This window comes from Citrobacter sp. Cpo037 (assembly GCF_030332945.1).
GTDB classification, from domain to species: Bacteria; Pseudomonadota; Gammaproteobacteria; order Enterobacterales; family Enterobacteriaceae; genus Citrobacter; species Citrobacter portucalensis.
Map to the genome: position 1 here is coordinate 89,472 of NZ_JAOWGW010000080.1, position 24,965 is coordinate 114,436.

21 protein-coding genes, 2 tRNA genes and 2 pseudogenes are annotated in these 24,965 nt (G+C 50.1%); 13 read left to right on the forward strand and 12 right to left on the reverse strand.

Going from position 1 to position 24,965, the window contains the following annotated elements; genetic code table 11:
- Nucleotides 1–6: 6 nt before the first annotated feature.
- The 4 genes and pseudogenes from OGX94_RS21450 to trpS all read left to right on the forward strand — a co-directional run bounded on the left by OGX94_RS21450 (nt 7) and on the right by trpS (nt 4,240).
- Nucleotides 7–1,116, forward strand: coding sequence for an AI-2E family transporter (locus OGX94_RS21450; protein ID WP_126318234.1), 1,110 nt, complete (start codon nt 7–9; stop codon nt 1,114–1,116).
- 683 nt (nt 1,117–1,799) lie between these two features.
- Nucleotides 1,800–1,985: pseudogene (locus tag OGX94_RS25040) on the forward strand (HAMP domain-containing protein); the annotation flags it as partial.
- A gap of 207 nt (nt 1,986–2,192) precedes the next feature.
- Nucleotides 2,193–3,020, forward strand: coding sequence for a sensor domain-containing diguanylate cyclase (locus OGX94_RS25045; protein WP_502873449.1), 828 nt, complete (start codon nt 2,193–2,195; stop codon nt 3,018–3,020).
- Nucleotides 3,021–3,235: 215 nt separating this feature from the next.
- The gene (gene trpS, locus OGX94_RS21460) at nt 3,236–4,240 is read left to right on the forward strand and encodes a tryptophan--tRNA ligase (RefSeq protein ID WP_032943285.1); all 1,005 of its coding nucleotides are present in this window, start codon (nt 3,236–3,238) and stop codon (nt 4,238–4,240) included.
- 115 nt (nt 4,241–4,355) lie between these two features.
- Here trpS and OGX94_RS21465 read toward each other — a convergent pair whose 3' ends face one another.
- The 3 genes from OGX94_RS21465 to OGX94_RS21475 form a co-directional block, all read right to left on the reverse strand.
- Complete coding sequence (locus tag OGX94_RS21465; RefSeq protein WP_257661691.1) at nt 4,356–6,050, reverse strand: NAD-dependent malic enzyme; 1,695 nt, start codon at nt 6,048–6,050, stop codon at nt 4,356–4,358.
- A gap of 40 nt (nt 6,051–6,090) precedes the next feature.
- Nucleotides 6,091–7,473 (reverse strand): C4-dicarboxylate transporter DcuC, encoded by a 1,383-nt coding sequence (dcuC, locus tag OGX94_RS21470; RefSeq protein ID WP_257661690.1) that lies wholly within the window; start codon nt 7,471–7,473, stop codon nt 6,091–6,093.
- 114 nt (nt 7,474–7,587) lie between these two features.
- Nucleotides 7,588–8,730 carry a M20 family metallopeptidase gene (locus tag OGX94_RS21475; RefSeq protein WP_257661689.1) on the reverse strand — a complete coding sequence of 381 codons (1,143 nt, stop codon included), beginning with the start codon at nt 8,728–8,730 and terminating at the stop codon, nt 7,588–7,590.
- A 114-nt stretch (nt 8,731–8,844) separates the two neighbouring features.
- Between OGX94_RS21475 and OGX94_RS21480 the strand changes: the two genes are divergently transcribed.
- Nucleotides 8,845–9,759, forward strand: coding sequence for a LysR family transcriptional regulator (locus OGX94_RS21480; RefSeq protein WP_257661688.1), 915 nt, complete (start codon nt 8,845–8,847; stop codon nt 9,757–9,759).
- A 387-nt stretch (nt 9,760–10,146) separates the two neighbouring features.
- On the opposite strand, the gene OGX94_RS21485 is transcribed toward OGX94_RS21480, so the two are convergent.
- Entirely contained in the window at nt 10,147–10,782 is a 636-nt protein-coding gene (locus OGX94_RS21485; RefSeq protein WP_257661687.1) for a GNAT family N-acetyltransferase, read from the reverse strand.
- Between the two features lie 202 nt (nt 10,783–10,984).
- Between OGX94_RS21485 and OGX94_RS21490 the strand changes: the two genes are divergently transcribed.
- The 3 genes from OGX94_RS21490 to OGX94_RS21500 all read left to right on the forward strand — a co-directional run bounded on the left by OGX94_RS21490 (nt 10,985) and on the right by OGX94_RS21500 (nt 12,543).
- Nucleotides 10,985–11,461 carry a GNAT family N-acetyltransferase gene (locus OGX94_RS21490; RefSeq protein WP_257661686.1) on the forward strand — a complete coding sequence of 159 codons (477 nt, stop codon included), beginning with the start codon at nt 10,985–10,987 and terminating at the stop codon, nt 11,459–11,461.
- 161 nt (nt 11,462–11,622) lie between these two features.
- Nucleotides 11,623–11,955 (forward strand): EmrE family multidrug efflux SMR transporter, encoded by a 333-nt coding sequence (locus OGX94_RS21495; RefSeq protein ID WP_126318254.1) that lies wholly within the window; start codon nt 11,623–11,625, stop codon nt 11,953–11,955.
- Nucleotides 11,956–11,988: 33 nt separating this feature from the next.
- A complete protein-coding gene (locus tag OGX94_RS21500) occupies nt 11,989–12,543 on the forward strand; it encodes a GNAT family N-acetyltransferase (protein ID WP_148362030.1) in 555 nt (184 codons plus the stop codon).
- Here the strand turns inward: OGX94_RS21500 and OGX94_RS21505 are convergent.
- Nucleotides 12,541–12,686, reverse strand: a pseudogene (locus OGX94_RS21505) (MarR family transcriptional regulator); the annotation flags it as partial. The gene OGX94_RS21500 and the pseudogene OGX94_RS21505 overlap by 3 nt on opposite strands.
- A 125-nt stretch (nt 12,687–12,811) precedes the next feature.
- On the opposite strand from OGX94_RS21505, the gene OGX94_RS21510 reads away from it, so the two are divergent.
- The 4 genes from OGX94_RS21510 (at nt 12,812) to OGX94_RS21525 (ending at nt 14,560) form a co-directional block, all read left to right on the forward strand.
- The gene (locus tag OGX94_RS21510) at nt 12,812–13,294 is read left to right on the forward strand and encodes a glutathione peroxidase (protein ID WP_257661685.1); all 483 of its coding nucleotides are present in this window, start codon (nt 12,812–12,814) and stop codon (nt 13,292–13,294) included.
- Between the two features lie 199 nt (nt 13,295–13,493).
- Nucleotides 13,494–13,570: transfer RNA gene (locus OGX94_RS21515), tRNA-Val, on the forward strand.
- Nucleotides 13,571–13,574: 4 nt separating this feature from the next.
- Nucleotides 13,575–13,651, forward strand: a tRNA-Val gene (locus OGX94_RS21520).
- 186 nt (nt 13,652–13,837) lie between these two features.
- Nucleotides 13,838–14,560, forward strand: coding sequence for a substrate-binding domain-containing protein (locus OGX94_RS21525; protein ID WP_257661684.1), 723 nt, complete (start codon nt 13,838–13,840; stop codon nt 14,558–14,560).
- On the opposite strand, the gene OGX94_RS21530 is transcribed toward OGX94_RS21525, so the two are convergent.
- From OGX94_RS21530 to puuE, 6 genes are all read right to left on the reverse strand, one after another.
- On the reverse strand, nt 14,547–15,299 hold the full coding sequence (locus OGX94_RS21530) for an ABC transporter ATP-binding protein (protein ID WP_257661683.1): 753 nt from the start codon (nt 15,297–15,299) through the stop codon (nt 14,547–14,549). The two genes, OGX94_RS21525 and OGX94_RS21530, sit on opposite strands and share 14 nt — an antisense overlap.
- A complete protein-coding gene (locus OGX94_RS21535) occupies nt 15,296–16,300 on the reverse strand; it encodes a FecCD family ABC transporter permease (protein ID WP_149335756.1) in 1,005 nt (334 codons plus the stop codon). The genes OGX94_RS21530 and OGX94_RS21535 overlap by 4 nt, the downstream gene beginning before the upstream one ends.
- Nucleotides 16,287–17,342 carry an ABC transporter substrate-binding protein gene (locus OGX94_RS21540; RefSeq protein WP_257661681.1) on the reverse strand — a complete coding sequence of 352 codons (1,056 nt, stop codon included), beginning with the start codon at nt 17,340–17,342 and terminating at the stop codon, nt 16,287–16,289. Before OGX94_RS21540 ends, OGX94_RS21535 begins: the two co-directional genes overlap by 14 nt.
- Before the next feature lie 157 nt (nt 17,343–17,499).
- Nucleotides 17,500–18,510 (reverse strand): ABC transporter substrate-binding protein, encoded by a 1,011-nt coding sequence (locus tag OGX94_RS21545; RefSeq protein WP_149335757.1) that lies wholly within the window; start codon nt 18,508–18,510, stop codon nt 17,500–17,502.
- 9 nt (nt 18,511–18,519) lie between these two features.
- Nucleotides 18,520–20,652, reverse strand: coding sequence for a TonB-dependent receptor (locus OGX94_RS21550; RefSeq protein WP_149335758.1), 2,133 nt, complete (start codon nt 20,650–20,652; stop codon nt 18,520–18,522).
- Between the two features lie 213 nt (nt 20,653–20,865).
- Nucleotides 20,866–22,128 (reverse strand): 4-aminobutyrate transaminase, encoded by a 1,263-nt coding sequence (gene puuE / locus OGX94_RS21555; RefSeq protein WP_003832711.1) that lies wholly within the window; start codon nt 22,126–22,128, stop codon nt 20,866–20,868.
- Nucleotides 22,129–22,234: 106 nt separating this feature from the next.
- Here puuE and pdxR point away from each other — a divergent pair, with 106 nt between their 5' ends.
- Nucleotides 22,235–23,710, forward strand: a complete 1,476-nt coding sequence (gene pdxR, locus OGX94_RS21560) for a MocR-like pyridoxine biosynthesis transcription factor PdxR (protein ID WP_149335759.1) — start codon at nt 22,235–22,237, stop codon at nt 23,708–23,710.
- Nucleotides 23,711–23,753: 43 nt separating this feature from the next.
- Here the strand turns inward: pdxR and OGX94_RS21565 are convergent, their stop codons facing one another.
- Complete coding sequence (locus OGX94_RS21565) at nt 23,754–24,962, reverse strand: c-type cytochrome (protein ID WP_257661680.1); 1,209 nt, start codon at nt 24,960–24,962, stop codon at nt 23,754–23,756.
- Between the last annotated feature and the right edge of the window lie 3 nt (nt 24,963–24,965).

Sequence of the window (24,965 nt, forward strand, 5' to 3'; positions counted from 1 at the left end):
TCACTAATGCGATTTAACGGACTGACTAAAGGTTTCTTCATTTTCATACTTGCCCTCGTGACCTGGGCGTTCTTCGATGTATTGTCCCCCTACTTTTCCGCCATTTTGTGGGCCGCGATATTAACGACTATCTTTAACCCGGTAAAAAACCGACTGCGTAGCGCGCTTGGCGAACGCAACGGGCTGGCATCGTTGATTACCATCGCCATTATCTGTCTGATTGTATTTATCCCGCTGATGGTAATCCTGTCATCGCTGGCCATTGAACTGAACGTGGTATACACCAAACTGCAACAGAATGACACGCAGTTCCCGGAAGTAGTCACTTCTGTTCTTTCGTACCTTCCTGATTGGGCCAGAGGATTTCTGGCAGAACACAATCTGGATGATGTCGCGCAGATCCAGAAAAAACTGTCCGATGTCGTGCTGCAAGGCGGGCAGTACCTTGCTGGCAGTGCATTCCTGATTGGGAAAGGGACATTCGGCTTTGCTATCAGTTTTGGCATCATGCTGTATCTGCTGTTCTTCTTACTGAAGGATGGACCGTATCTGGTGCGCCAGATTCTGGACTCATTACCCCTTTCTGACTTTGCCAAACAGCACCTGTTTGCCAAATTCGTCGGCGTGACGCGGGCAACCGTCAAGGGCACGGCGGTCGTCGCTTTGGTTCAGGGTATTCTTGGCGGCATCGCGTTTGCAATTGTGGATATCGACGGCAGCGTTCTGTGGGGGGCGTTGATGGCGTTTCTCTCGCTCGTGCCTGCAGTGGGCTCAGCGATCGTCTGGGTACCTGCAGCAATATTCCTGTTCGCCACCCACCAGCTATGGCAAGGGCTGTTTATCGTTGGCTTCTTCGTGATTATCGTTGGGCTGGTGGACAATATCCTGCGCCCGCTGCTGGTAGGTAAAGACACCAAAATGCCGGACTATCTGATTTTGATTACCACTCTCGGCGGCATGGAGATCTACGGCATTAACGGCTTTGTGATTGGCCCCCTGATTGCTGCACTATTCATAACCTGCTGGAACCTGTTTTCCGGGCGTGACCATGAAGGTAACGTGGAAGGAATCGACGAAGCCTTTATGGAGGAAGGAAAAAATCCTCCAGATTTATGATTGCAGGACGATAACAGAAGGCGGTTTCGGGACCGCCTTTTTTATTTTCACGCAAAATCATGTGTTTCCTATAATTGCAATCATGCGTATTCATTAATCGTCGCAGAAGGAACTAATCAGTGCGAATTGCCACAATCACCAACTGGGCCTATAGCGCGACGGTATGCCTGACCATCGCTTCAGGCGTTGTCATGCTGATGGCATCCAGCGCCGATAACACAGAACGCCAGGTGGTAGAACAGCGTTATCAGTTCGATCAACTTACCGAAGAAGTCGAACTCGATGCCTGGTCGCTGTCCGACCTGGCGCGCGACTATGTTATTGCAAAAGATCCTGAGGTGCTTAACGCCTACCGTCAGAAAGAAGCGACGCTGAAAGCTGTTGAGCATCGGCTGTCAAAGCTCAAAGACCTTGGGGCAACGGATGAAGAGCTGGCGCTATTGCACGAAGGGCTACAGATTGTTGATGCCCTGCAGGACGAGCAAGCTGCGGCGCTTGCCAGCGTCGCGCGCGCAGAAGAGTCGCAGGCTATTGCCCTGCTCTATGGGAAAAGCTATGAACAGGAACTGGAACGCGCCCAGGACCGGATAGATCATTTCCGCCAACTGCTCGATAACCGCGTACGCAATACAATTGAAGATGCAACCCAGTCATCCCGCATGCTGCGGACAGCCTCTGAAGTGATGGTCGGCCTGACGGCGCTGCTGTTTTTTTTCGTTCTCGGTTTCATTCTAAAGCGTCGCGTCCTGCGCCCCGTCGTGCGTTTGAGCGATGTCGTAAACCGTCTCGCATCGCAGGATTATGCCGTTGAGACGCCCAGCTTTAACCAGATAGATGAAATAGGCGACATGGCGCAGGCGATCCGGATATTTCGCGAGAACGGTCTGGCTCGTCAGAGACTGGAGAAAGAGCGAGATGCCGACTGGGCAATCCGCGATCTGCTGGCACGTATGACGCAGCGTCTGCAGGGCTGCGAGAATTTTGCCGATGTCATCAATGTGGCGGAGCTGTTTGCACCGAATATTGCCCCAGGGATTGCCGGGCGGCTTTATATACTGGACCGGGAACCCTGGCAAATGCGCTGCGTTGCACAATGGCTTTCACCGCAGAGCAAAGCGGATGCGTTCCACCCGGATGAATGCTGGGCTGTGCGCCGCGGCCAGAGCCATCCTCCGGTACAAGGCGAACCCGATATCGCCTGCTACCATCTGCCGGAGTCATGCCAGCAGCATACCTTGTGCGTCCCGCTGATTGCCCAGGGCGAAGCCATCGGCCTGCTCTCATTCCAGAACCTTAGCGATGATTCCGCCCCCTCTCGTGCGTATCTGGAGCTAATGGCAGAAGCACTCGGCCTCGCATTAGCCAACCAGCGTCTGCGTGACGCCCTGCTGGAGAAAGCGCTCTACGACCCGCTAACCGGACTGCGCAACCGTCATCATCTTGAAGATACACTACGTACTCAGATGAGCCAGGCAGTGCGTAACAAAGAACCGATCAGTTGCCTGATGATCGATATCGATCATTTTAAAAGTATTAACGACCGCTTTGGCCATGAGGCAGGCGACAGCGTGATTAAAAGTATCGCCGCGACTATTCAGCGCGTGGTCCACGACAGCGGTATGGCCTTCCGCTACGGCGGTGAAGAGTTTCTGGTACTACTGCCCAATACGGATGAACAGGCCGCTAACCGCTTTGCTACGGAAATCTACAACGGTGTACGCGAACTGTCGCTGCGCTTTGGCGTTTCCGATATTGGACACGTGGATGTCTCTATTGGCGTCGCCAGTTACCCGCAGCACGCCCAGAGCGACAACCTGTTACGCGCCGCAGATGTCGCACTGTACCGCGCAAAAGAGTTAGGTCGTTCGCGCATTGTGAGCTTTGGCATGCTGGAAGCGAGCTGATATGCGCCAGCACTTCGGGCATTGCTTTACCTCTACGCCAGGTGGTATGTTAATTGGATGAACACAAAACACGATATCAACGGTTTTAATCACAACCTGTGGTGGCTGCCTTCTTAAAGGCGGTCAGAATGTGTTTTCCTCATTTTAAATAACCGCCGAAAGGCGGTTATTTGCATTTAGAGACCCCTTTCGGTTTTATGACTAAGGAGTCTTACATGAACAATAAAACCATCATCCTCACTGGCGATCGTCCCACCGGCCCGCTGCATCTTGGCCATTATGTGGGGTCATTGCGCCAGCGCGCCACGCTGCAACACGATTATCAGCAGTTTATATTGGTGGCTGACCTACAAGGGTTAACCGATAACGGCAGCACACCGCAAAAGATCCGCAACAATATTCCCGAAGTACTTGCCGACTATCTTGCCGCAGGAATAGACCCGTCACTTACTACCATCTGTCTGCAATCGGCACTGCCTGCTCTCGCAGAGTTAACCGCGCTTTATATGAACATCGTTACCGTGGCTCGCGTGGAGCGTAATCCTACGGTCAAAAACGAAATTGCGCAGAAAGGGTTCGCCCGCTCGTTACCGGTTGGTTTTCTGGTTTATCCCATCAGTCAGGCGGCAGATATTACGGCCTTCAAAGCCGAAGTCGTTCCCGTCGGCGACGATCAGTTGCCAATGATTGAGCAGACTAACGAAATCGTGCATAAGATGAATAGCCTGTTACCGGCCCCCGTCCTATCGCACTGCAAAGCGCTGCTGAGTGAAACCAGCCGCCTTCCAGGGATCGACGGAAACGCTAAAATGTCAAAATCGCTTGGTAACACATTGCTCCTGTCAGCCAGCGAAGAAACCATTCACCGCGCGGTCAGCGCAATGTACACCGACCCTAATCATCTGAAAGTGTCCGACCCAGGGCAAATAGACGGCAATATGGTATTCACTTACCTCGATGCTTTTCATCCGGATAAAGCAAAAGTGGCGGAAATGAAAGCGCATTACCAACGGGGTGGACTGGGTGACCGGACATGCAAAAACGAGCTGGAAGTGTGCTTGCAAGAACTCATCGCGCCAATGCGCGAGCGGCGTGCAACCTACATTCAGGATAAAGGCATGCTGATGGCGATGCTCAAAAAAGGAAGCGAGCAGGCGCACGAGATTACGCAGCAGACATTAAGAGAAGTGAAGCAAGGGCTGGGTTTGCCGGTGTTCTGATATCGAGTTGCAACAGGAGCGATAAGTAACGATGACTCCCGTCTGAATGCCACCGCCGGGAGTTATCAGAGGCCCCCTCCATGAAGGGGGCCGGTTTTCGTATTGCTGATTAATGTTAGTATGAAGTGCGTTTATATTGACGATACTGCGGATGCCAATAAATCTCGTCAATTTTGCCTCGTAATGATTCCTCCGGTATACGAATGGCTACGCCATCGCGTTGCGCTGCAATACCAACACTAAAGGCAATAGCCTTTGTTACTTCCTGAATATTATTTATATCCGGTAATAATGGAGAATCTTTATTGCTTTTCATTGGCGAAAAAGAGGCTAACGTTCGGCTTGCCGTTATTAGCATATTTTCGGTAATTCGTGTGGCGCCGCTTGCCAGACACCCTAGACCAATACCAGGGAAGATGTAAACGTTATTACATTGTGCAATGGGGTACTCCTTTCCTTTGTATACTACGGGATTAAATGGACTTCCCGTTGCAACAATGGCGTTTCCCTCTGTCCATTCAATGATGTCTTCCGGCCTCGCCTCGACCCGTGAAGTTGGGTTGGATAACGGCATGATTATTGGGAACTTACAGTACTTGTACATTTCCCTAATAATAGCTTCGCTAAACAAGCCTGGTTGGCCGGTAACACCTATCAACACCGTAGGATGCGCGTGACAAACAACATCCATCAGCGTCATTTTTTCGCTTTCCACAACCCAGCTTTCGACGATCGTTCGAGGCTGTGACAGTTGTCGCTGAAAAGGTGGAAGGTTTGCCTGGTCATCAGTCAACAATCCGAACCGATCCACCATAAAAATTCTGGCACGAGCTTCCACTTCAGACAAGCCTTCAGCGATCATCTGCTGAACAATATGCTCAGCAATACCGCAACCAGCCGATCCGGCCCCCAGAAATACGACTGTTTGCTCGCATAATGAACGACCAGAGACTGAACTTGCCGCCATTAAACATCCTAGCGCGACGGCAGCAGTTCCCTGGATGTCGTCATTAAAACAACACATCTCATCTCTGTATCGCTCCAGAAGAGGAAGTGCCGTTTGCTGAGCAAAATCCTCGAATTGCAGTAGGACCTCAGGCCATCGACGTTTAACCGCGTTTATGAACATATCCACAAACTCAAAATATTCTTCCCCGGTAATTCTTGGGTGACGCCATCCCATATAAAGAGGATCATTTAGCAGTTGAGAATTATTGGTTCCAACATCCAGCAGAATGGGTAATGTATTTGCCGGATTTATACCACCGCAGACGGTATACAAAGACAGTTTGCCGATTGGAATCCCCATGCCGCCAATACCTTGATCCCCAAGTCCCAGGATCCGTTCGCCATCGGTGACGACAATGACACGAATATGCTGTTTCGTGGCATTGTGCAATATATCATCGATTTTATGGCGATCCGGCCATGCGATAAATAACCCTCTGGCCCTACGGTAAATATCAGAAAAATGCTCGCAAGCATGGCCAACAACAGGTGTATAAATAATAGGTAGCATTTCTGCTAAATGTTTATTCACCAGATAATAGAATAGTGTTTCGTTAGTGTCTTGAATGTTCCTAAGGTAGATATGCTGTGCAATAGCAGACTTAAAATCGCTAAACTGGCGATATGCTCGATGGGATTGCTCCTCAATTGTTTCAACTGCATTGGGTAGCAATCCTTCCAGATTGAATATCACTCGTTCCTCTTCGCTAAAACCACTTCCTTTATTAAGAAGAGGAGATTCGAGTAGAACAGAACCTGAGTAAGGAATATAGAGTAAATTATCTACATTTTTATTTAACATAGTGTTCATCCAGATAAAAACCTTCCGTATTCAGTTACTATTACATACTGGAAATTAGCATATTAGCGATTAGCATAGTTATGATTCCACCAAGTGCCGGAATGACCGTTCTGCGCACGATCATAAATGGGGAACACTCACCCGATTTACTGACGGCAATAATAATACCGGCTACGGGCGACATTGCGCGCCCCATCCCAGCCATCAGTTGCATCGGCAGAAGCATATGTACGGCGTTCATTCCAAACTTTGTTGCAATAGTCTGCGCCATACCGGCAAATGAAAAGAAGGCTGCAACCCCCGATCCTGTCAGTACGGCCGTTACCCCGACCAAACATGCCATTACAATCGTCATGCTGGTGAAACCAAAGCCAGCGTTATGTGTCGCATCGAGTAAATAATCCACTGCACCAATTTTTTGTAATCCCTGTGCGAAAATTTCGGCGCATACCAGTAATGAAACGATACTGGTAAACATACTCCCCATACCTTTAAAGAAGACTTGTACTCCCTTGCAGCACTCTTTAAAGTTTCGTTTTACACATAGCTCAAAAATAAAGGCGACAAGAGTTCCGATAACCATTGCAGTCACGACATCTACTTTAATGGTATCAACAACCAACGGACTGAACACCAATACCAGAACGACAGGAAAAATGGGCAATAACCCGTAGAACTTAGGTGCTGGTGCGTCATCTTTTTCAGCAATCTCGGGGTGCACAGCACGTTGTGACGCAACAACATGTCCATCTTTTTTGTCAAAATATTTCGCCGTAAAATAGATTAATATAGAAACGACAACCATCACCGCCGCAGCTACCGGCATCTGATAATGAGCAAAATACAGTGCTGTTTCCATGCCAGCATATTCAGCAGCTAAGTTCGCGGTGCCAACGGCCGGACCAAGATCCATAAAGGCACACATGCCAATCATAGCCGCGGCAGCAGCCTTACTTACCCCAAGCCGAACCAAGACCGGGAAAAATGTCACCAGCAATAACATTGCAAGGCCCGCAGCACTGGATATGGCAACATGGAGCAATTGTGCAAAAATGTAGCCGATGGCAAGGATCAGATAAGGTGCTTTTAAAGCCTCCAGCGGCCGAATGCAGACATCAACCATGGCCTTTGAAGCTTTAATATGATCCATATAGCTGGCGAAACCACCGGCCGCCATAATAATCAAACCGATCCCTGCTACCTGCGTTGATAATGAACCTTTTACAAAAGCAAATATATCAATCCAGACAGACCCTGTGGATTTTGCATTTCCATATAAGATACTTTTTTCAGGGTAGAAAATGGCTGTAATTGTTAACAAGGAAAGCCCCGCCAACAGCAAAATAGTTTGCGGTTGGTAATTCTTGATAATTAACCAAGCCGCAACGACAGTAATAACTATCGCAATAATAAAAGCACTCATGGATATGTCCTGTTATTTATTCGTCAAGATATTAATAATCCATATAGCCACAGTGGTTACATGAGGATAACAAACAATAATGTCGTTGAGTGTGCATGATGTATTTAGCTAAAATTATGCCTCATCATCAGAATTAATATCGTTAAGCATCATTCCAGCAACCAGTGCGGTTCTGGTAACGATATTTTCGGGTAATATATGCTCATGGAGCGCATGGATACCGGCTCCTGTCGCACCAAGGCCATCTAATGTAGGAATACCTAACGCCGCGGTGAAGTTTCCATCACTACCACCTCCAGCCGATTTCGCGGTAATCGTAATACCCAGTATTTCCGCAATCTTTTGCGCTTTTTCAAATAGCTGTTCAGAAGCTGAAGAACGTTCCATCGGTGGGCGAGTTTGCCCTCCTTCAATCCTGAGTTGGCTACCCTGCAAATGAGGTGTCAAACGGGTGATAGCATCATGGATCCGTGCAGCTTCTGACTGATTTTCCACTCTGGTATCAATTTCTAATTCGGCATAATCCGCGACGACATTGACCCTACTGCCACCCCGTACAATACCAACGTTAACGGTAGTAGCGCGCTCAGGATCATTCAACTCTCGCAATTTGAGGATCTGAAAAGCCATTTCCTCAATAGCACTAACCCCCTCACCTGGATTATTGCCTGCATGCGCAGCATGACCTGTGATAGCAATGCGGTAGCGGCCAGTGCCTTTACGGGCAATTTTTAAATCACCATGAGTTGTCGCCGGTTCAACAACCAATACTTGCTCAGATCCTGTAGCATTACGGATAATCCATTCCTTCGAACTTGGACTTCCGAGTTCTTCATCACTATTGCACAGGAAAACAATGCGCTTACCGCCGAGTTGCCCACTCTCTTTTAACGCACGAACCGCCCAGATAGACTGAATCATCCCGGCTTTCATATCGAGGATCCCCGGGCCATACCATTTCCCCTCTTCTTCGCGAAGTGAGAGTACCCCTTTATCCCAGACCGTATCAAAATGCCCCAAAATTGTGGTTTGCGGGCCCTCATTTCCCAGAACAAATTTTAACTGGTTACCGTAATGTGTCTGTTTTTCAGTTTCAGCCTGTATACCCAGACGCTTTTCGAAAATAGCTTTTAAAACGTCACCACAGTGGTCAACAGCAGCTTTATCAGTTGAAGGAGACTCAGCCAGTACCAAATCGCTGATATCTTCCATGATAAGGTCAGTATGTTTCTGTAAGTAATTAACAACGCTCTTCATTGCCACACTCTCCGTATAGGTATTTAGCATTAGTATGTAATGAATCCCGGTTGAAAAAGAATCAGGCTCCTATGCTATTATTGTTGCCTTCAGGTCAACAATAATGGCAAAAACATGACATTGAGCACCTATCCAGAAAAAGCGATCCGTTATTTATATATGGTCGGATTGTACGGTGGGATCCGCAGAGCCGCCGACATCCTTGGCTTTAACCCTTCGGTTGTCAGTCGTCAAATCTCTCTTCTGGAAAGAACAATACAGCTGCCATTGTTGGAGAAAAGAGGACGTAACGTAGTCCTCACCGAGGCGGGCAGATTACTGGCTGATGACTACGCCATTACTCAACAAAAACGCAATGAACTTGAGCGGCAACTCAGCGATATGCGCCATATGCGTGGAGGGACAGTTACGCTGCGCGTTGGACAAGGAATGGTCCATGAAATCATTACCCACGTCGTGAGCGATTTTGCCCAAATCTACCCGAATGTGTTTGTCGATATCACCTCTGGCAACATGGAAACATCGATGGAACTCATTGCAAGAGGTGAAGTGGATATGGCCGTAGGATTTGGTCCAGTTGGGCAACCGGCACTTAAACGATATAGCTATAACCGGGGAGCCATTTGTGCCATTGTCAGGAAGGATCATGTTATTTCTGATTTAAAGAAAGTAACGCTTCAGGAACTTTCCCGGCATCGCCTGATTGCTATGCATGACAATTTTGGGCTTCAGCGATATCTCGCTGCGATGTTTCGCGATGAAGCGATTATGTTCAGGCCATCCTACTGCTGTAATTTGTTTACCAGCGCAATAGCCCTGTGCCGTGCGGGACTGGGGATTGCTTTTATGACAGAACAAACAGCTAATGCTAATTCTTACCCTGGGGAATTAACGGCAATACCGATTGATCATCATATTGCCAGAGAGTGTCAGTGGCATGTATTGCGCAGCTCCGATCATCGTTTTACACCGGCGGCGCATTACTTATGGAAGTTACTGTGTAATTATTTAAGTGATTCCAGCACGTAGGAATGCAAAACATCACGCAGTTTAACAATCGGGTGTGACTCGCCCGACGCACAGCCTGAGTAAATAGCATTCTGCAAAATTAACAAAAAACAATCATTTCAAAACTAAAAAAATAAATATAAATCAGTATAATAAACAATTTCAGGGACAGTTAATAACGGGTTATAGCAGCTATTAATGTGTCCCTTTTTATGTCCCTGCTCCAAAAGATGCCCCTAAAATCACGCTTCAAGTGGGGTAAAACCACTCCAAAACCACACAGGTTGTTCAAGCCTCTCATCATCCGTACTTATGGCCTTCAACTATTCAAATTTCACGTGAAAAACAGTACCTCCTCATACGACTGCTCAGTGCTGTGAGTTCAACTGATGGACGCAACACCTCGAGTTATTTTTCTTTCCTGTAACTGGAGAGGCGGCGCTCAAGGTTGGTCCGAACCTGCGGCCACTCATCATCAATTATGCTGTACCGTATGGAAGTACGCTTTCGTCCATCAGGCATAATTCGTTCATTTCTAATGATGCTTTCCTGGACCGCGCCAATACGGAGAATGGCTGCCTGAGAGCGCTCATTCAATACATCAGTCGTAAACTGAACGCGGACACACTTAAGTTGCTCAAAGGCGTATCGCAGCAGTAACAGTTTACTCTCGGTATTTGCAGTTGTTTTTTGCCAGCTTTGTGAATACCAGGTATGACCAATTTCGAGTTTTCGGTTTTCTCTATCAATCTTCCAGAAACGCGTTGACCCAATGACACGTTGATCGGATGAGAGCGTTACAGCAAACGGCATGACAGTGCCTTCGATCTGCCCCTTGAGGGCTTTCTGAATGTACGAATCTGCGGTGTCAGCAGACGGAACCACCGTAAATGGCAGGGACCAGAGTTCCCCATCCGCTGCCGCATCAATCAATAGCTGAGCATCTGTCTCAAGCAGAGGACGGAGCGTGACAAGAAATCCTTGCAATGTAGGCGTCATATTTGTGACCTCACAATTATTTTGTGCCGATGGATTGGGCTGCATAACCTGTTCTGAATGAATTACTATGCCCCGTTTGCATTGAATAATCGACTCATAAAGAGGCGATTATCTGCTCATTGCTCATGATGGTAGCTTGTCCACTCCCTGCCAGTAATGGACTTCCCTCTTTTGTTAAACAACGATGTTGAAACGAAACCGTTTCATGATAAATCTATAAATGTAATAAGACGAAAAGGAAGAACAAATGAAAATCAGACTTGCAGTACCTGAAGAGGCTGCAACGTGCTGGAATATAAGGGATCTTTCTATCCTGGAAGGATGTAAGCCAAGTTATTGTGCCAAGGTGCTTGAGGCCTGGACGCCTGAAGCTATGCCTGAACATTACAGGGAGGTTATTACGGAAAATCCTATCTTTGTTGTAGACCTGGCTGATGCAGGATTGGTAGCAACAGGATATCTGGATCTTACCCAAGGTAGCGTAGAAGCTGTTTTTACATTGCCGGATTATTTTGGTAAAGGTTTTGCTAGCCTGATTATTGAAACGATTAAAGATGAGGCGATTAAAAGAGGGCTGAAACAGTTAACCTTGACCTCAACACCAAACGCGCAAACTTTCTACGAAAAGCATGGTTTTATGTTTATCAAGGAAACGACATCCCCATCAAGACTTGCCCAAGCAGATCTGCGTTGTATGGATATGTCCATCGTATTATCAGCCTGAGTTTTCTTTTACTCTTGGCAAGAGAACTTACCAACGGAAATCTAATCGCTACGAATTCAGTACGGCAGCTTCGAAGTCTTGGGCTGATAACTCCTGTGTTCAAACTCACCCAACCCTTTGTGATACGATATTCGCTTTAAATTGTCACATGGGGTCAGATTTTGAATTCATACATTTTCCTTGCCGGGGCCATCGTAGCTGAAGTCGTAGGTACAACCCTGATGAAGTTCTCTGACGGATTCACACGCCTATGGCCATCTGTAGCAACTATTGTGTGCTACTGTGCAGCCTTTTATCTTCTCTCCCAAACTCTGTCGACCATTCCAACGGGTATCGCATACGCAATTTGGTCAGGTGCTGGAATCGTATTAATCAGCCTTTTGGGCTGGTTAATAAGCGGGCAAAAACTAGATTTTCCGGCGATCGCAGGTATGCTTCTTATTTGTGCTGGGGTTCTGGTTATTAATATTTTTTCAAAATCCTCCCCACATTGATCCTCTTATCTTGATCGAGCAGGAAAAGTGCATATGAAAATACCAATACTCCATACAGAACGCTTGCTGTTAAAACCATTAGAAGCCGAAGATGCCTCGCAGATTCAGGTGCTTTATCCCCGCTGGGAGATAGTTCGCTATATGGTCTCCTCAGTACCCTGGCCCTATCCTGATAACGGTGCGGAGAATTACGTCAACAACGTTGCCCTGCCTGATATGGAAAAAGGGATTGCGTGGATCTGGACTATCAGACTCCGTGAGGCCCCTGACGCTCTCATAGGTTTAATTTGCCTTTATGACGTTGAGGATAATAACCGTGGATTTTGGTTAGCTCCGGAATATCAGGGGCAGGGTTTTATGCGTGAAGCCAGTAATGTCGCTACGGATTACTGGTTTAATACGTTAAATAAGACAGTATTGCGTGCGCCGAAAGCCTCTCTCAATATCCGTTCCAGACGTATTTCAGACAGTAGCGGAATGCGGCTTATCAAAACGGAAAAGAAAGAGTATGTCAGCGGTTTGCTGGATTCTGAACTTTGGGAAATCACGCGCGACGAATGGAACGCTCGTCAGCGTTGGTTAAAATAAATTATGGAATGTCCATAACCGAACCGCAGAGAATTTCTGTTCTTCGCGAAAGTTCATCACCTCTTGAATCAGTTTTCTGCCCAATCCAATCCACCGCCGCGACAGCCATCATCGAGTATAAACCAGCGCAAATGTGCTTCATTCATTTTGCCCTGCACCAATGGCAAGTTTATTAAAACTGCAGTGGCGATCATAATAAATAGATACGCCGCGAAGCCTGTCACTCGCGGGCAACATGAGTAATGCTATCTTTTTTGAGGATTCTGGCATGGCCCCCTTTCATCAACTGACTGCCACCAGCTTGCATGGCCAGCCCATCTGTATGGCCGACTACGCAGGCAAACTGGTTCTGGTGGTTAATACCGCCAGCCATTGTGGTTTCACTCCACAATATGCAGGCCTCGAAGCGCTCTACAAGAAGTACGCCGCGCAGGGTCTGGTGGTGCTTGGTTTTCCCTGCAACCAGTTCGGTAACCAGGAGCCCGGTGGAGCCGACGAAATCGCGCAAACCTGCCACATCAACTACGGTGTGAGCTTCCCGATGTTTGAGAAAGTGGAAGTCAACGGTGCTGCTACGCACCCGGTATTTCGTTACCTGAAAGACGAATTACCCGGCGTGCTGGGTGGGCGGATCAAGTGGAATTTTACTAAGTTCCTGATCGGGCGTGACGGCAAGCCGCTTAAGCGATTTGCACCCTTCACTACCCCAGAGAAAATAGAAACCGCCATCCTTACAGTGCTTAAAGTCTGAGCGCCTCTGTAATTCAAACCGTCCCTGGTATGCCCCAGTTCGCTGTCTGAATAAAAAACACGCTGCAAAATCAACAAAATATAATCAACTTGCTTAATTACTCTGCAATCGCGTGAGATCGGGAAGAAAAATGCTATTTCCCTCTTGCCTCATTCGGTCTGTGCCGCTAATATTCGTCCCCGTTGTCACCTACAACGTTGCGTTCATAGCTCAGTTGGTTAGAGCACCACCTTGACATGGTGGGGGTCGTTGGTTCGAGTCCAATTGAACGCACCATCTTGCGTCCGTAGCTCAGTTGGTTAGAGCACCACCTTGACATGGTGGGGGTCGGTGGTTCGAGTCCACTCGGACGCACCAAATCATATCCCTTTGATTTGGTGCTATTTCACTTCAAAACTATCTATTTATCTTCAGTTTGTATCCGTCAGTTTTGTCATTTCCCTTGATGATTCAATAGCACTGCGCTAAATCATTCTAAATTCCATGCTCAACGCGTATCATTCATCTTCTTCGTATAATGTCTTTCGTCAGAGCCAGGATACTATGCCCTCTTCCATCCTCCTGTTCGCCGCAGGCAGTTTGCGCCCTGCATTTACGCCACTGATAAGCCAGTTCACGCACATGAGTGGAATAGACGTCAAGGTTGAATATGGTCCGGCCGGTTTATTGCGTGAGCGTATTGAAGCGGGAGAACCGTGTGCGCTCTTTGCCTCGGCCAACAGGGACCATCCGCAAAACCTGTTAGCATGTAATAAAGCCGTCTCTACGCACACTTTTTGCTGGAACAAACTGAGCCTTGTCAGCAACCGAACCGGTGTCTGGCTGGATTTACTCCGCGACCCAACGCTGCGACCAGGTACATCAACGCCCGGCTGCGATCCTTCCGGAGACTATACCTGGGCATTTTTCGACAATATGGATGTACTGGAACCAGGACTCGGGCAACAGCTTCGGACGCGCGCAATCCCACTGGTGGGTGGTCGTGATACGGTAAAAATCCCGCAAGGAGAACTGGCGAGTACCTGGATCCTGCGCCAGGGACTGGCCGATCTGTTTATCGGTTACGCGCATTACGCACACGCGCTGCGCGCGATGCCCGACGTACATTACGTGGCTATTCCCGATGAGCACAATATTCGCTGCGAATACCAACTGGCGGTGCTTGATGCTTCCAATGAAGTCATGGCGCTGGTTGAATTCATACTCTCCCGCGGCGGACAGGAATTTCTTAGCGCCGCAGGATTCTTACCGCTTAACGACGAATAGAAAACAACGGTGCGATAAACGGCGTCTGATAGTTCTCCACGCTGAGTTTTCGCAGCGTTAAGCCATAAGCCAGAAATAAATTCTCCTCCGTCACAATGCTGTTCGTGGGCCCTGCCCGCCATTTTCCTTCAGGGAGTAGCAGCAAAGTATGGGAAGCAACCTGTAACGCATGAAGCGGATCGTGAGTCGAAAAGAGAATACTGCATCCCTGTTGATGGGCCAGATCGCTGATGAGCTGCAGCACCACCTGCTGATTGGCGAGATCCAGCGCGGAACACGGTTCATCCAGTAACAGCGTTTGACACTCCGTCACCAGAGCCCGGGCAATCATCACCAACTGTTGCTGCCCGCCAGAAAGTGAGCCAAATGAGCTGGAGGCGAGATGCGTGATATTCAACTGCTCTAACGCCTGCATTGCTCTTTTTTGATCCTGCGGACTGGGTTGCGCAAAAAGCTTCACGTGCTGTGCTCGCCCCATCAACACCACGTCGCTGACCGTGTACGGAAACGGCAGATGGCTATGCTGTGCCACAATCCCTATCCCACCGTTATTTTCAATACTCCCGCCTATAGCAGGCAGCGTGCCGGTTAACGTATCGAGCAGTGTACTTTTACCCAGGCCGTTGCGTCCCAGCACGGCCCAGATCTCACCTTTCTGGCAACAAAACGTTAGCGGCTCAAATAACGGCGCGCGATACCCATAAGTAAGCTGATGTACACGCAGTGCGGCAGGTATCATGATTTCTCCCGACGGCTGGTACGAATGAGTAAGAAAGCAAACAACGGCGCGCCGAACAATGCGGTAATGATCCCCAACGGTATCTCCGCGTGCATCAGGGTACGGGCAATATCATCCACCACAATCATAAAACCGCCCCCCAACCAGAAGGCGCACGGTAGTAAACGACGATGATCAACCCCCACCAGCAAACGCGCCAGATGAGGAATCACTAATCCAACCCAACCAATACTGCCGCTGACCGCCACCTGAGCAGCGACCAAAAATGCGCAACATACCAAAACGCTGCGTCGCAGAGGAACCACCGCCACCCCCAGTGCTCTGGCATCTTTGTCATTGAGCGACAACAGGTTTATCCGCCAGCGTAGCTGGTACAAAACCGTCGCGGCGATACCGACCGGAACCGCCAACAGCAGCACTTTATGCCAGTTGGCCGTCGCGAAGCTGCCCAGCAGCCAGAACACAATATTAGGTAACGTCTCTTCGGTATCTGCCTGATACTGGATCAGGCTCACCAGCGCGGCAAAAAATCCGCTCAAAATGATACCCGACAGGATCAATACCAGCGTATTCTCCAGCCCCTGTAACGCAGCAATGGCATACACCAGGATCAACGCTGTCAGACCAAAGAAAAACGTTGATCCCATCATCAGCCAGGGCGAAAGACCGAGCAGAATGGCCAGTGTTCCACCAAAGGCCGCCCCCGACGTCACGCCGATAATATGCGGGTCGACCAGAGGGTTATGAAATACCCCTTGCAGCGTCGCGCCGCATAACCCAAGCGCGCCCCCCGCCAGCAGTGCCATCAGAATACGCGGTAGCCTGACTGTCCAGATAACCTGGCTGCCTATTCCCTCAGCGTCGCTATAGTGCGTCAGGTGATAAAACACTTCGCTTAACGACAGCGGATACTGTCCGAGGCATAGCGAACTGACGCCCAGCAACAGAACCACAACGATTAAGAGCGGTTGCTGGGGCAAAATACGGTTACTTAGCGGCATCAGGCTGCCAGTTCACACGATAAAAACGTTGATAGTAGTCCTGGGCCTGCGCATCAACGTCCACGTTTTTATAGGCATCCGGATACAGTTTTTTGGCCATCCAAAGTTCACCGATCGCCAACGCTTCCGGCATCGGATAGCCCCAGGCTTTGGCATATTCAGGCATCAACCAGACGCGATGATTTTTCACCGCATCAATCCCCTGCCAGTTTGGATCGTTTTGGATCTGAGTTACCACCTGCGGATAGCGATCCTGGACAAAAATCACCTGCGGGTTCCACGCTAATACCTGCTCCAGCGCAACCTGACGGGCACCTTTCACACTGGCAGCCGCCACGTTTAATCCCCCCGCGTGCTGCATCATCAGTCCCGTGTACTTCCCGGAGCCGTAGGTCATCAGGTCGGGGTTAGCCATATAAATACGGACTTTTTGCGCATCCGGGATTGTTGCAACCGGCGCATTGAATTTTGCCCGCGCGGCAAAAACGTAGTCGATTAACGTTTCGGCCTGCGGTTTGCGCCCAACCACGTCAGCGATCAGGCGAATACCCTGCTTCAACCCTTCGTTGTAGACCTGCTCTTCATCGGCCATGGTCGGGTTCATTTTATTCTGTTGCCCGGTGGCATCCTTACGTAACGAGATAGCCACGACCGGAATACCGGCGTTCTGAATCTGCTGGATCATCTCCGCGGGCGCATAGTTGGCGACAAAAACCACCTGCGGATGAATCGCCAACAGGCTTTCGATGTTCACGCTGGTGAGATCGCCTGGCGTCGGCAGTGTAGTAATCGTCGGCATAAAGCGCGCAAATTCAGGCCCGAGCTGCTTTTTCCAGCTCGACATCACACCAACAATGTCCTGCTGGGTATTGAGCTGAACCAGAATATTCAACGTCTGGTGTTGCAGCACGACCACTTTGTCCACGTGGTCAGGAATCGTGACCTGTCGACCAAGCTGATCGGTGATCGTTCGGTCGGCCTGAGCAGAAAACGCAAACAACATGCTGGCGCAAACCAGCACAAAAGAGCGGAAAGTTAACATGGGATACCATCTGAATAGAGGAGTAAAAACGATATGCATTAAATTATATAACGAGAGGCCTGGCAAACCATTTTCATCATGAGCGCACCAAACCCCACATTTCAGAGAGGAAAAAATGGCGTGCAATCCTCATCACGCCTGTCTTTATACGTGAGCGCTACTCCTGTGGGGGTAACGTGTTTAAAACTCGCATCGCCTGCTCCTGAGTGAGCGAATAATCGAAGAACTGGCGATAAAAATCTCGCGTTACGCTGACCATATCCAGGCCGCTAAACAGCGCAGGATGCAGTTTTGATGCGGCCCACTGCAGCTGCAACGCGCTTTCAGTGCCGTAACGGTCCCAGGGGAACACGCCCGCCGGATTGCGCCAGACGTTACCCTGTTTCACTGCGTTAAGTTCTTTGAACAATGCCGCATATGGCGAACTGGCGATATCACCGCACCCCGCACCGAGAATAATGACCTGCGGTTGCCAGTAAAGCACCCTCTCGGGCGACACCTCTTTCATGTTGCCGTCAACTTCACCTGCCGCATTCCGTCCACCCGCCAGCGTAATCCAGGTATCGATCAACGTGTTCCTGCCGTCGACTTTAAGCGGATTTAGCGATTGAATATGAAGTACCCGAGGGCGCTGATTTTCCGTCAGCTCCGCAGTTTTAGCCTGCACATCCGCGAGCACACGGTTGAGATACTGATTGTAAGCCGTTGCCCGGACGCGAGCCTGCTCGGTACCCAGAACCTCTGCGGTCGTTGTGACCGATTTTTCCATCGAAGCATAGTCAGTAAATGCCATTTCAAGGACCGGAATACCCGCCTGACTGTAGCTTTGAGCATCCCCTTTTCCTTTTGCCACAAACACCACGTCGACGTGCCGGGCCAGCAAATCCTCACTATTAAATGATGTTCCCCGTATCTGTAAAGCTTGCCTCAGAGAAGGATTGATTTTAAACATCCATGGCTGGTTTTCCTCATGGTTGACCGTCGCAACAATGTTACGACCTGCGCCCAGCGTCATCAGCACCGAATGATGTGCAAACCAGCCATCCGCAATACGTTCAACATGCGTGGGAACGGTAACTGTGTGACCAGCATCATCCACAACCTGGCGTGTTGCCAGGGCAGGAAACGCCAGCCACACACAAAGCAGCCATGTGTGGCACGTTTTCATAAGCACCCCCTAAAAATCAACCTGAACAGAAAACTGAGCCTGGCGCGGTGCGCCAAGTTGAGCGCTGGCAGCCCCTGCCCCCGTGTAACCAGTCAATGCGCCCGGAACAATATTGGTCCAATAGTGACGGTCGGTGAGATTGGTGATATCAAACCGGAAAGTGGTTGGCGTGTTCCACAGTCTGGTGGCATAACGCGTACCGATGTCCACCGTGGTGTAACTCCCGACCCAGCTGTCGTTGGCATTATCGGTAGCCCGACGTCCGACGTAATGCACGTTCGTGTCGACATCCAGTCCCGGAACCCGTTCGATGGTGTAGATTGCGAGGATATTCGAGGCGAAGCGCGGCAAACCAACTACTTGCTTACCATCCGCATTGCTGGCCGCGGTATTATGAAGTGTTGGATCAAGCCAGGCTCCACCGCCTAACACGCGCAAATTTTGAGTAATATGCCCATCAGCCATCAGCTCCAGCCCACGGTTTTTCTGCGTACCGTCCTGAGCAAAATCGCCGTTGTCGTTGGTATAGGCAAAGGGACGTTTGGCTTCAAACAGCGCAGCGGTTAGCAACAGATCTTTTACAGGCGCATATTTTGCGCCCACTTCGATCTGACGACTGCGGTAGGGATCTAACACCTGCCCGGCATTGTGCGCCCCGGCGGGTGCGGTGTCGCCCTGCTGCAAACTGTCCGCCCAGGTGGTATACAGCGTGACGTTCTCCACCGGTTTATACATCAGGCTGCTGGAACCGCTCATGCCATTGTCTTTTTGACGGCTGCTTTCATGCCCAGCTTTGTTGTAGTTACTGACGGTAAACAGGTTCTCGCTGCCGGAAAGCAGCAAGCTCCACTGCGGGGAAAAATGCAACGTATCGCTTAGCAAAAATGCATGCTGAGTGGTGGTCGCCGAATGATAGCGATCGTTAAAATCTGGATACGGTGGTCGTGGATAGTCGGGATGTTGATTGAGAGAAGAATGCCCCAGAGTGAAAGTGCCACCGTTTCGTGGATTATAGTTTTTCCACACAAATCCACGCATTCCGGTAGCAATGTCCTGCGTCAGCCAGCCGGTGTCAACGCTACCGGTCAGGTTCGCTAAATAGCTGTTGATAGTAAAGCGACTGGCCGCCGAATTGGCGGTTGTAGTGGTGTAATCTCCCTGATTATTCGTCAGAGTATTGGTCACTGCCGTCGATTCTCGGTCTGCAACCTGGTGCAGCGCCCCCAGATCCAGCATCCAGTTGCCGTCAAAATCATGCTTAATATGCATATCGGCGGTGGTCGTTTCGTCATCATGACCCGCATAAGACTGGCCATACTTATTGTCCGTAGGATCAAATGCCGCGGGGAAGTGAACGCCTTTCGCCAGAGCAAAACTCCCCGGCATACCTTTTTCGTAATAATGGTAATAGCTGAAATTACTCTCCAGCACCGTTTGATCTGTCAGTTGAAAGTCCAGCCCCAAGCCAGCGTACTGTCGACGGACATGGCTATCGGTGGTGTAGCTATGTCCCTCATCATTCAGCAAGTTGAGACGATATTTCACCCGGTCTTCCGCATCGATTGGGCCACTGAAATCCATCGACGTCAGCGTACCCGACCCTGTACCTTGCCCCACGGTGACGCGGTGTAACGGCGTATCGACAGGTCGTTTAGACACCAGATTAAACATCCCTGCTGGATTGGCGGGGCCATACAGCGACCCAGCGATGCCGCTCAACACTTCAATGTTCTGGAACTGTTCGGTCGAATATTCAGTCGTGGAGACGGCGTTCAGGCCATCAATCATATGGTTTTGTACCACACTCCCCTGCATACCCCGGGTTTGCGGGCGGACGCCGTCCCCCTGAACGGACGGTAGGTAGCGATAGGCGTCTTTCACATCTTTGATTTGTTGCTGATCCAGCACTTTTTTCGACAACGTCTGCACCGACCAGGGAACGTCTATCAACTCTCGCTCGCCGAGGCTACCTAACGTTGCTTTTTTTTCGCTCGCCGGAGGTTCATGTTCCGATAACGAGGATTGTGACGTGGCTGGCGCCGAAACGATGACGGTATCTTCAGCATGAGCCGTGACGGCAGTAGAAAAACAGGCAAAGGTTAACAACCCAGAGGCCACTGGGGTAAATTTGTTATTTAACATTCGTTAATTCAATTCGTTAGATAGAAAGACTGGAGGCCGCTAACGCAAGCGCCTTCTCTTGAAGAGTACAGTTATTATATTTGCATGATGAATAGGATAGACCCAATCGATATATATGTAAATATATAACGACGTGTTGTTGATAAATCCACGACAACAAAAAAGCCGACGGTGATGACGACCGTCGGCTTTGGGTAAATGACAATTAACGAATTACTTGGTTGCTGCTTTGATAATATCGAGCGCTTTGGCGAACTGATCCTGCGGAATTGTCAGCGGGTAAAGGAAACGAATAACGTTGCCATACTGACCGCAGGTCAGCAGCAGTAATCCTTGCTCAAGGGCTTTCTTCTGCACGCGTTGCGCGGCTGCGGCGTTGGGTTCTCCTGTCGCTGCATCACAGAATTCAGCGGCGATCATAGAGCCTAAGCCACGCACTTCGGCCAGTTCAGGACACCCTGCTTGTGCGTCTGTCAGAGCAGCGCGTAGCTGTTCACCGAGAGCCGCCGCACGCTGGCATAGCTGCTCATCACGAATGATATCCAGCACCGCATGGGCCGCTGCAATCGACAGCGGGTTTCCAGCGTAGGTTCCCCCCAGACCACCCGGCGCAGGCGCATCCATAATTTCGGCTTTGCCCACGACGCCTGACAGCGGCATGCCGCCCGCAAGGCTTTTCGCCATGGTCATCAGGTCCGCTTTATCGGCGTAATGATCCATCGCAAACAGCTGACCCGTACGGGCAAACCCGCTTTGTACTTCATCAGCTATCATCACGATGCCATGCTCGTCGCAAATACGGCGGATGGCAGCCACAAACTCTGGCGGTGCCACCACGAAGCCCCCTTCTCCCTGGACGGGTTCGAAGATAATCGCCGCAACCTGGGTTGGATCGATATCGGCTTTAAACAGGCGCTCAATCGCTTTTAGGGAATCCGCCGTGGAAATGCCCTGCAATTCAGAAGGATACGGCGCATGGTAAACAGAGCCTGGGAACGGGCCGAACCCTTTTTTATAGGGTGCCACCTTGCCGGTTAACGCCATCGTCATGTAAGTTCGCCCATGAAAACCACCGCCAAATGCGATAACGCCAGGACGGCCGGTATGCGCGCGCGCAATTTTCACCGCGTTTTCTACCGCTTCAGCCCCGGTAGTGAAGAATGTGGTTTTACGCTTGCCGTCGATTGGCGCAACGGCGTTGATTTTCTCAGCCAAAGACACATAGCTTTCGTACGGGACAATCTGATAAGCCGTATGGGTAAAAGCCTGAAGTTGCGCTTCGACTGCCTGCACCAGGCGAGGATGGCGGTGTCCGGTGTTCAGCACGGCGATCCCGGCGGCAAAATCGATGTACTGATTGCCTTCGATATCGGTAATTGTGCTGTTTTCTGCCGACTGGGCATAAAAATCACACATCACACCCACGCCACGCGGGGTGGCATCCAGACGACGTTGTTGCAGGTTTTTATTGTTCATTCTCTACACCTTGTCCATTAATACATTTCGGTTGAATTACCCTTTAAATTTAGACGCCGTCTGGTACTTTAATCGAGAGCCAAATCGTTTTATTTTAAGGATCCAAATGCGTTCACTTGCCGGAGATGTGATCAAGCATGCATTTAATCAGCAGACTGACGAAAAACTACATCGCCGCCTGTATGCCGCCATTTGTAGTTGCATCCTCGAAGGTAGCCTGAAACCGGCTACCCGAATGCCTCCGTCGCGTGACCTGGCAGGAGAGCTGACGCTATCGCGCAATACCGTCCTGCGGGTGTACGAACAGTTGCAAGCTGAAGGGTATATTTCCGCGCGCACCAGCAGCGGCACATTTGTGACCGACAGCGTGCTGGACAATCTCGACCTGCGTCCTGACAAAGAGCCTGTTACTGCCGCTCAGGAAGATCACACCCGTTTATCCGCCCGCTGCCTTGAGCTGTTAGGTAATGCCAGCGCCAGTCCCCGTCAGTGGGGGGCATTTATTCCAGGCGTACCTGATGTAGAGCATTTCCCGCACCGGGTGCTCAAGAAAATTCAGGACAGGCTGGCAAGACGACTGCGCCCGGAGTTTCTCACTTACGATGCAGCAGGCGGCATGAATGAGTTGAAAGAAGCTCTGGCAGACTATCTGCGCACCGCTCGCGGCGTACGGTGCTCACCGGAGCAAATTCTGATTACTGAAGGTATTCACCAGGCCTTGGATCTGGTGACCCGGACTTTATGCAACCCCGGCGATCACGCCTGGATTGAGGAGCCGGGTTACTGGGGAATCAAAAATATTCTTCGCATCAATGCCGTTAATTTTTCTGCTATTCCGGTTGATGAACAAGGCATGGTCCCGCCGGATGCAGGTGAAACACCGCCAAAACTTATTTTTGTGACACCGTCACATCAATACCCACTCGGTTCGGTAATGAGTCTGAGTCGCCGCCGGCAACTTCTCTTTCGCGCACGTGAAACGCGAAGTTGGATAGTGGAAGATGATTACGACAGTGAGTTCCGCTTTTCCGGCCAGCCGATTCCCTCTTTGCAGGGGCTGGAAGAAGAGACACCGGTCATTTACATCGGGACATTCAGTAAGACCCTCTATCCCGCACTGCGACTCGGGTATGTCGTGCTACCTAAATCGCTAACCGCTCCGCTGAAAAAGGTTCATAACGACCTTTATCGTGGTGGACATCTGTTGATTCAGGCCGCACTTGCGGAGTTTATTCGCGAGGGTTATTACGCGGCACACATTCGGAAAATGCGTCAGCTATACAGTCGTCGTCGCCAGATGCTGGTAGAGCTTATCAGCCGCCAACTTGGTGAACATTTTCTTGGTTCTTTCAGCAGCAACGCCGGGCTGCATATGATCTTACAGTTACCCGCCGGGAGTGATGATGCGGTCATTGCCCAACAGGCGAATGCGCAAGGGTTGCTGGTGCGCCCACTGTCACGCTACTACGTGAATGAAGAGAAACGCAGCGGCCTGTTGCTGGGGTTTGCCAGCATTGAAGAGCATGAAATGACGGCGGCGTTTACCCGACTCGCGGATATTATCAGAGTAAACACCGTGTAAGCATTGCCGGATGGCGGTGCAAGCACCTTACCCGGCATACGATTTAATGTGACGCTTTTTTAACGCCAGCCAGGTCTTCCTGGCTTACTTCGCTATTCCCTTCACCCCAGCTCTTACGCACGTAGTTGATCACGTCGCGCATTTCGTTGTCGCTTAACAAGCCACCGTAGGCAGGCATCTTAAAGGAGACGCTGCCACGCGTTGTCGGTGTTTCTGCGCCGTGGGCAATCACTCTGAACAGCGGTGTCGGGTCATCAACCATCACCAGTGGATTGTTCACTAAAGAAGGCGCGTTATCATCCGTACCTTTCCCTTCCAGACCGTGACAAGTTGAACAGTAGCGGTTATAGGTCACTTTGCCCACCTCAGGTGAATTCGACCAGGATGCTGTAGTCACCGCAGCACGTACCGTTTCAGGCTTCCCACTTTTCAGGCTCAACAGATATTGGGCGATCGCCGTGGCATCTTCGTCGGTCAGATACTGTGTACTCTGCGTGACGACTTCAGCCATCGAACCTGAAACCGCGGCATGCTTGCTTTTACCGGTCAGCAACAGCGATTTTAACTCCTGCTCAGACATACCGGTGCCGCGCAGCGACGGTGCATACCAGCCGTCAATCATCGCGCCGCTCAGGTATTCGGCATCAGCATTAGTATACGCTTTTTCGTTCATCGCCATGCCTCTCGGGGTATGGCATGAACCGCAGTGTCCGGGGCCTTCCACCAGATAAGCGCCTCGTTTTACCAGGGCAGCATTATCATCCGTTTTCGCGCCCTCTACAGCCATCACTGGCGCATCGGTAAATAGCCAGTTCCAGATATGCAGCGGCCAGCGGGCGGAGAGTAGCCACGGAATGGCATTCTCTTTATTGGGCTGTGCTGACGGCGTGACGTCATGCATAAAATAGCTATACAGCGCCTTAACATCCTCGTCAGAAAGTTTTGCATACGAGGGATAAGGCATCGCCGGATAGAGCGGATGACCATCTTTGGCAATCCCCTGCCGTACGGCCTTCTCAAAATCCTCGTAAGAATAGTTACCAATACCCTGCGTCTTGTCCGGGGTAATGTTGGTCGAATAAATATCCCCTACCGGAGTAGGAAACTTTTTGCCCCCCGCCATCGCTGCACCACCTTCAGCGGTATGACAGGCGACACAGTCTGAAATTCGCGCGATGTATTCACCGTTAGATTCAGCAGCGCTTACCGAAGCGGTAAATAAACAGGCGGCGAGAATGGTTACGTTACGCATAGA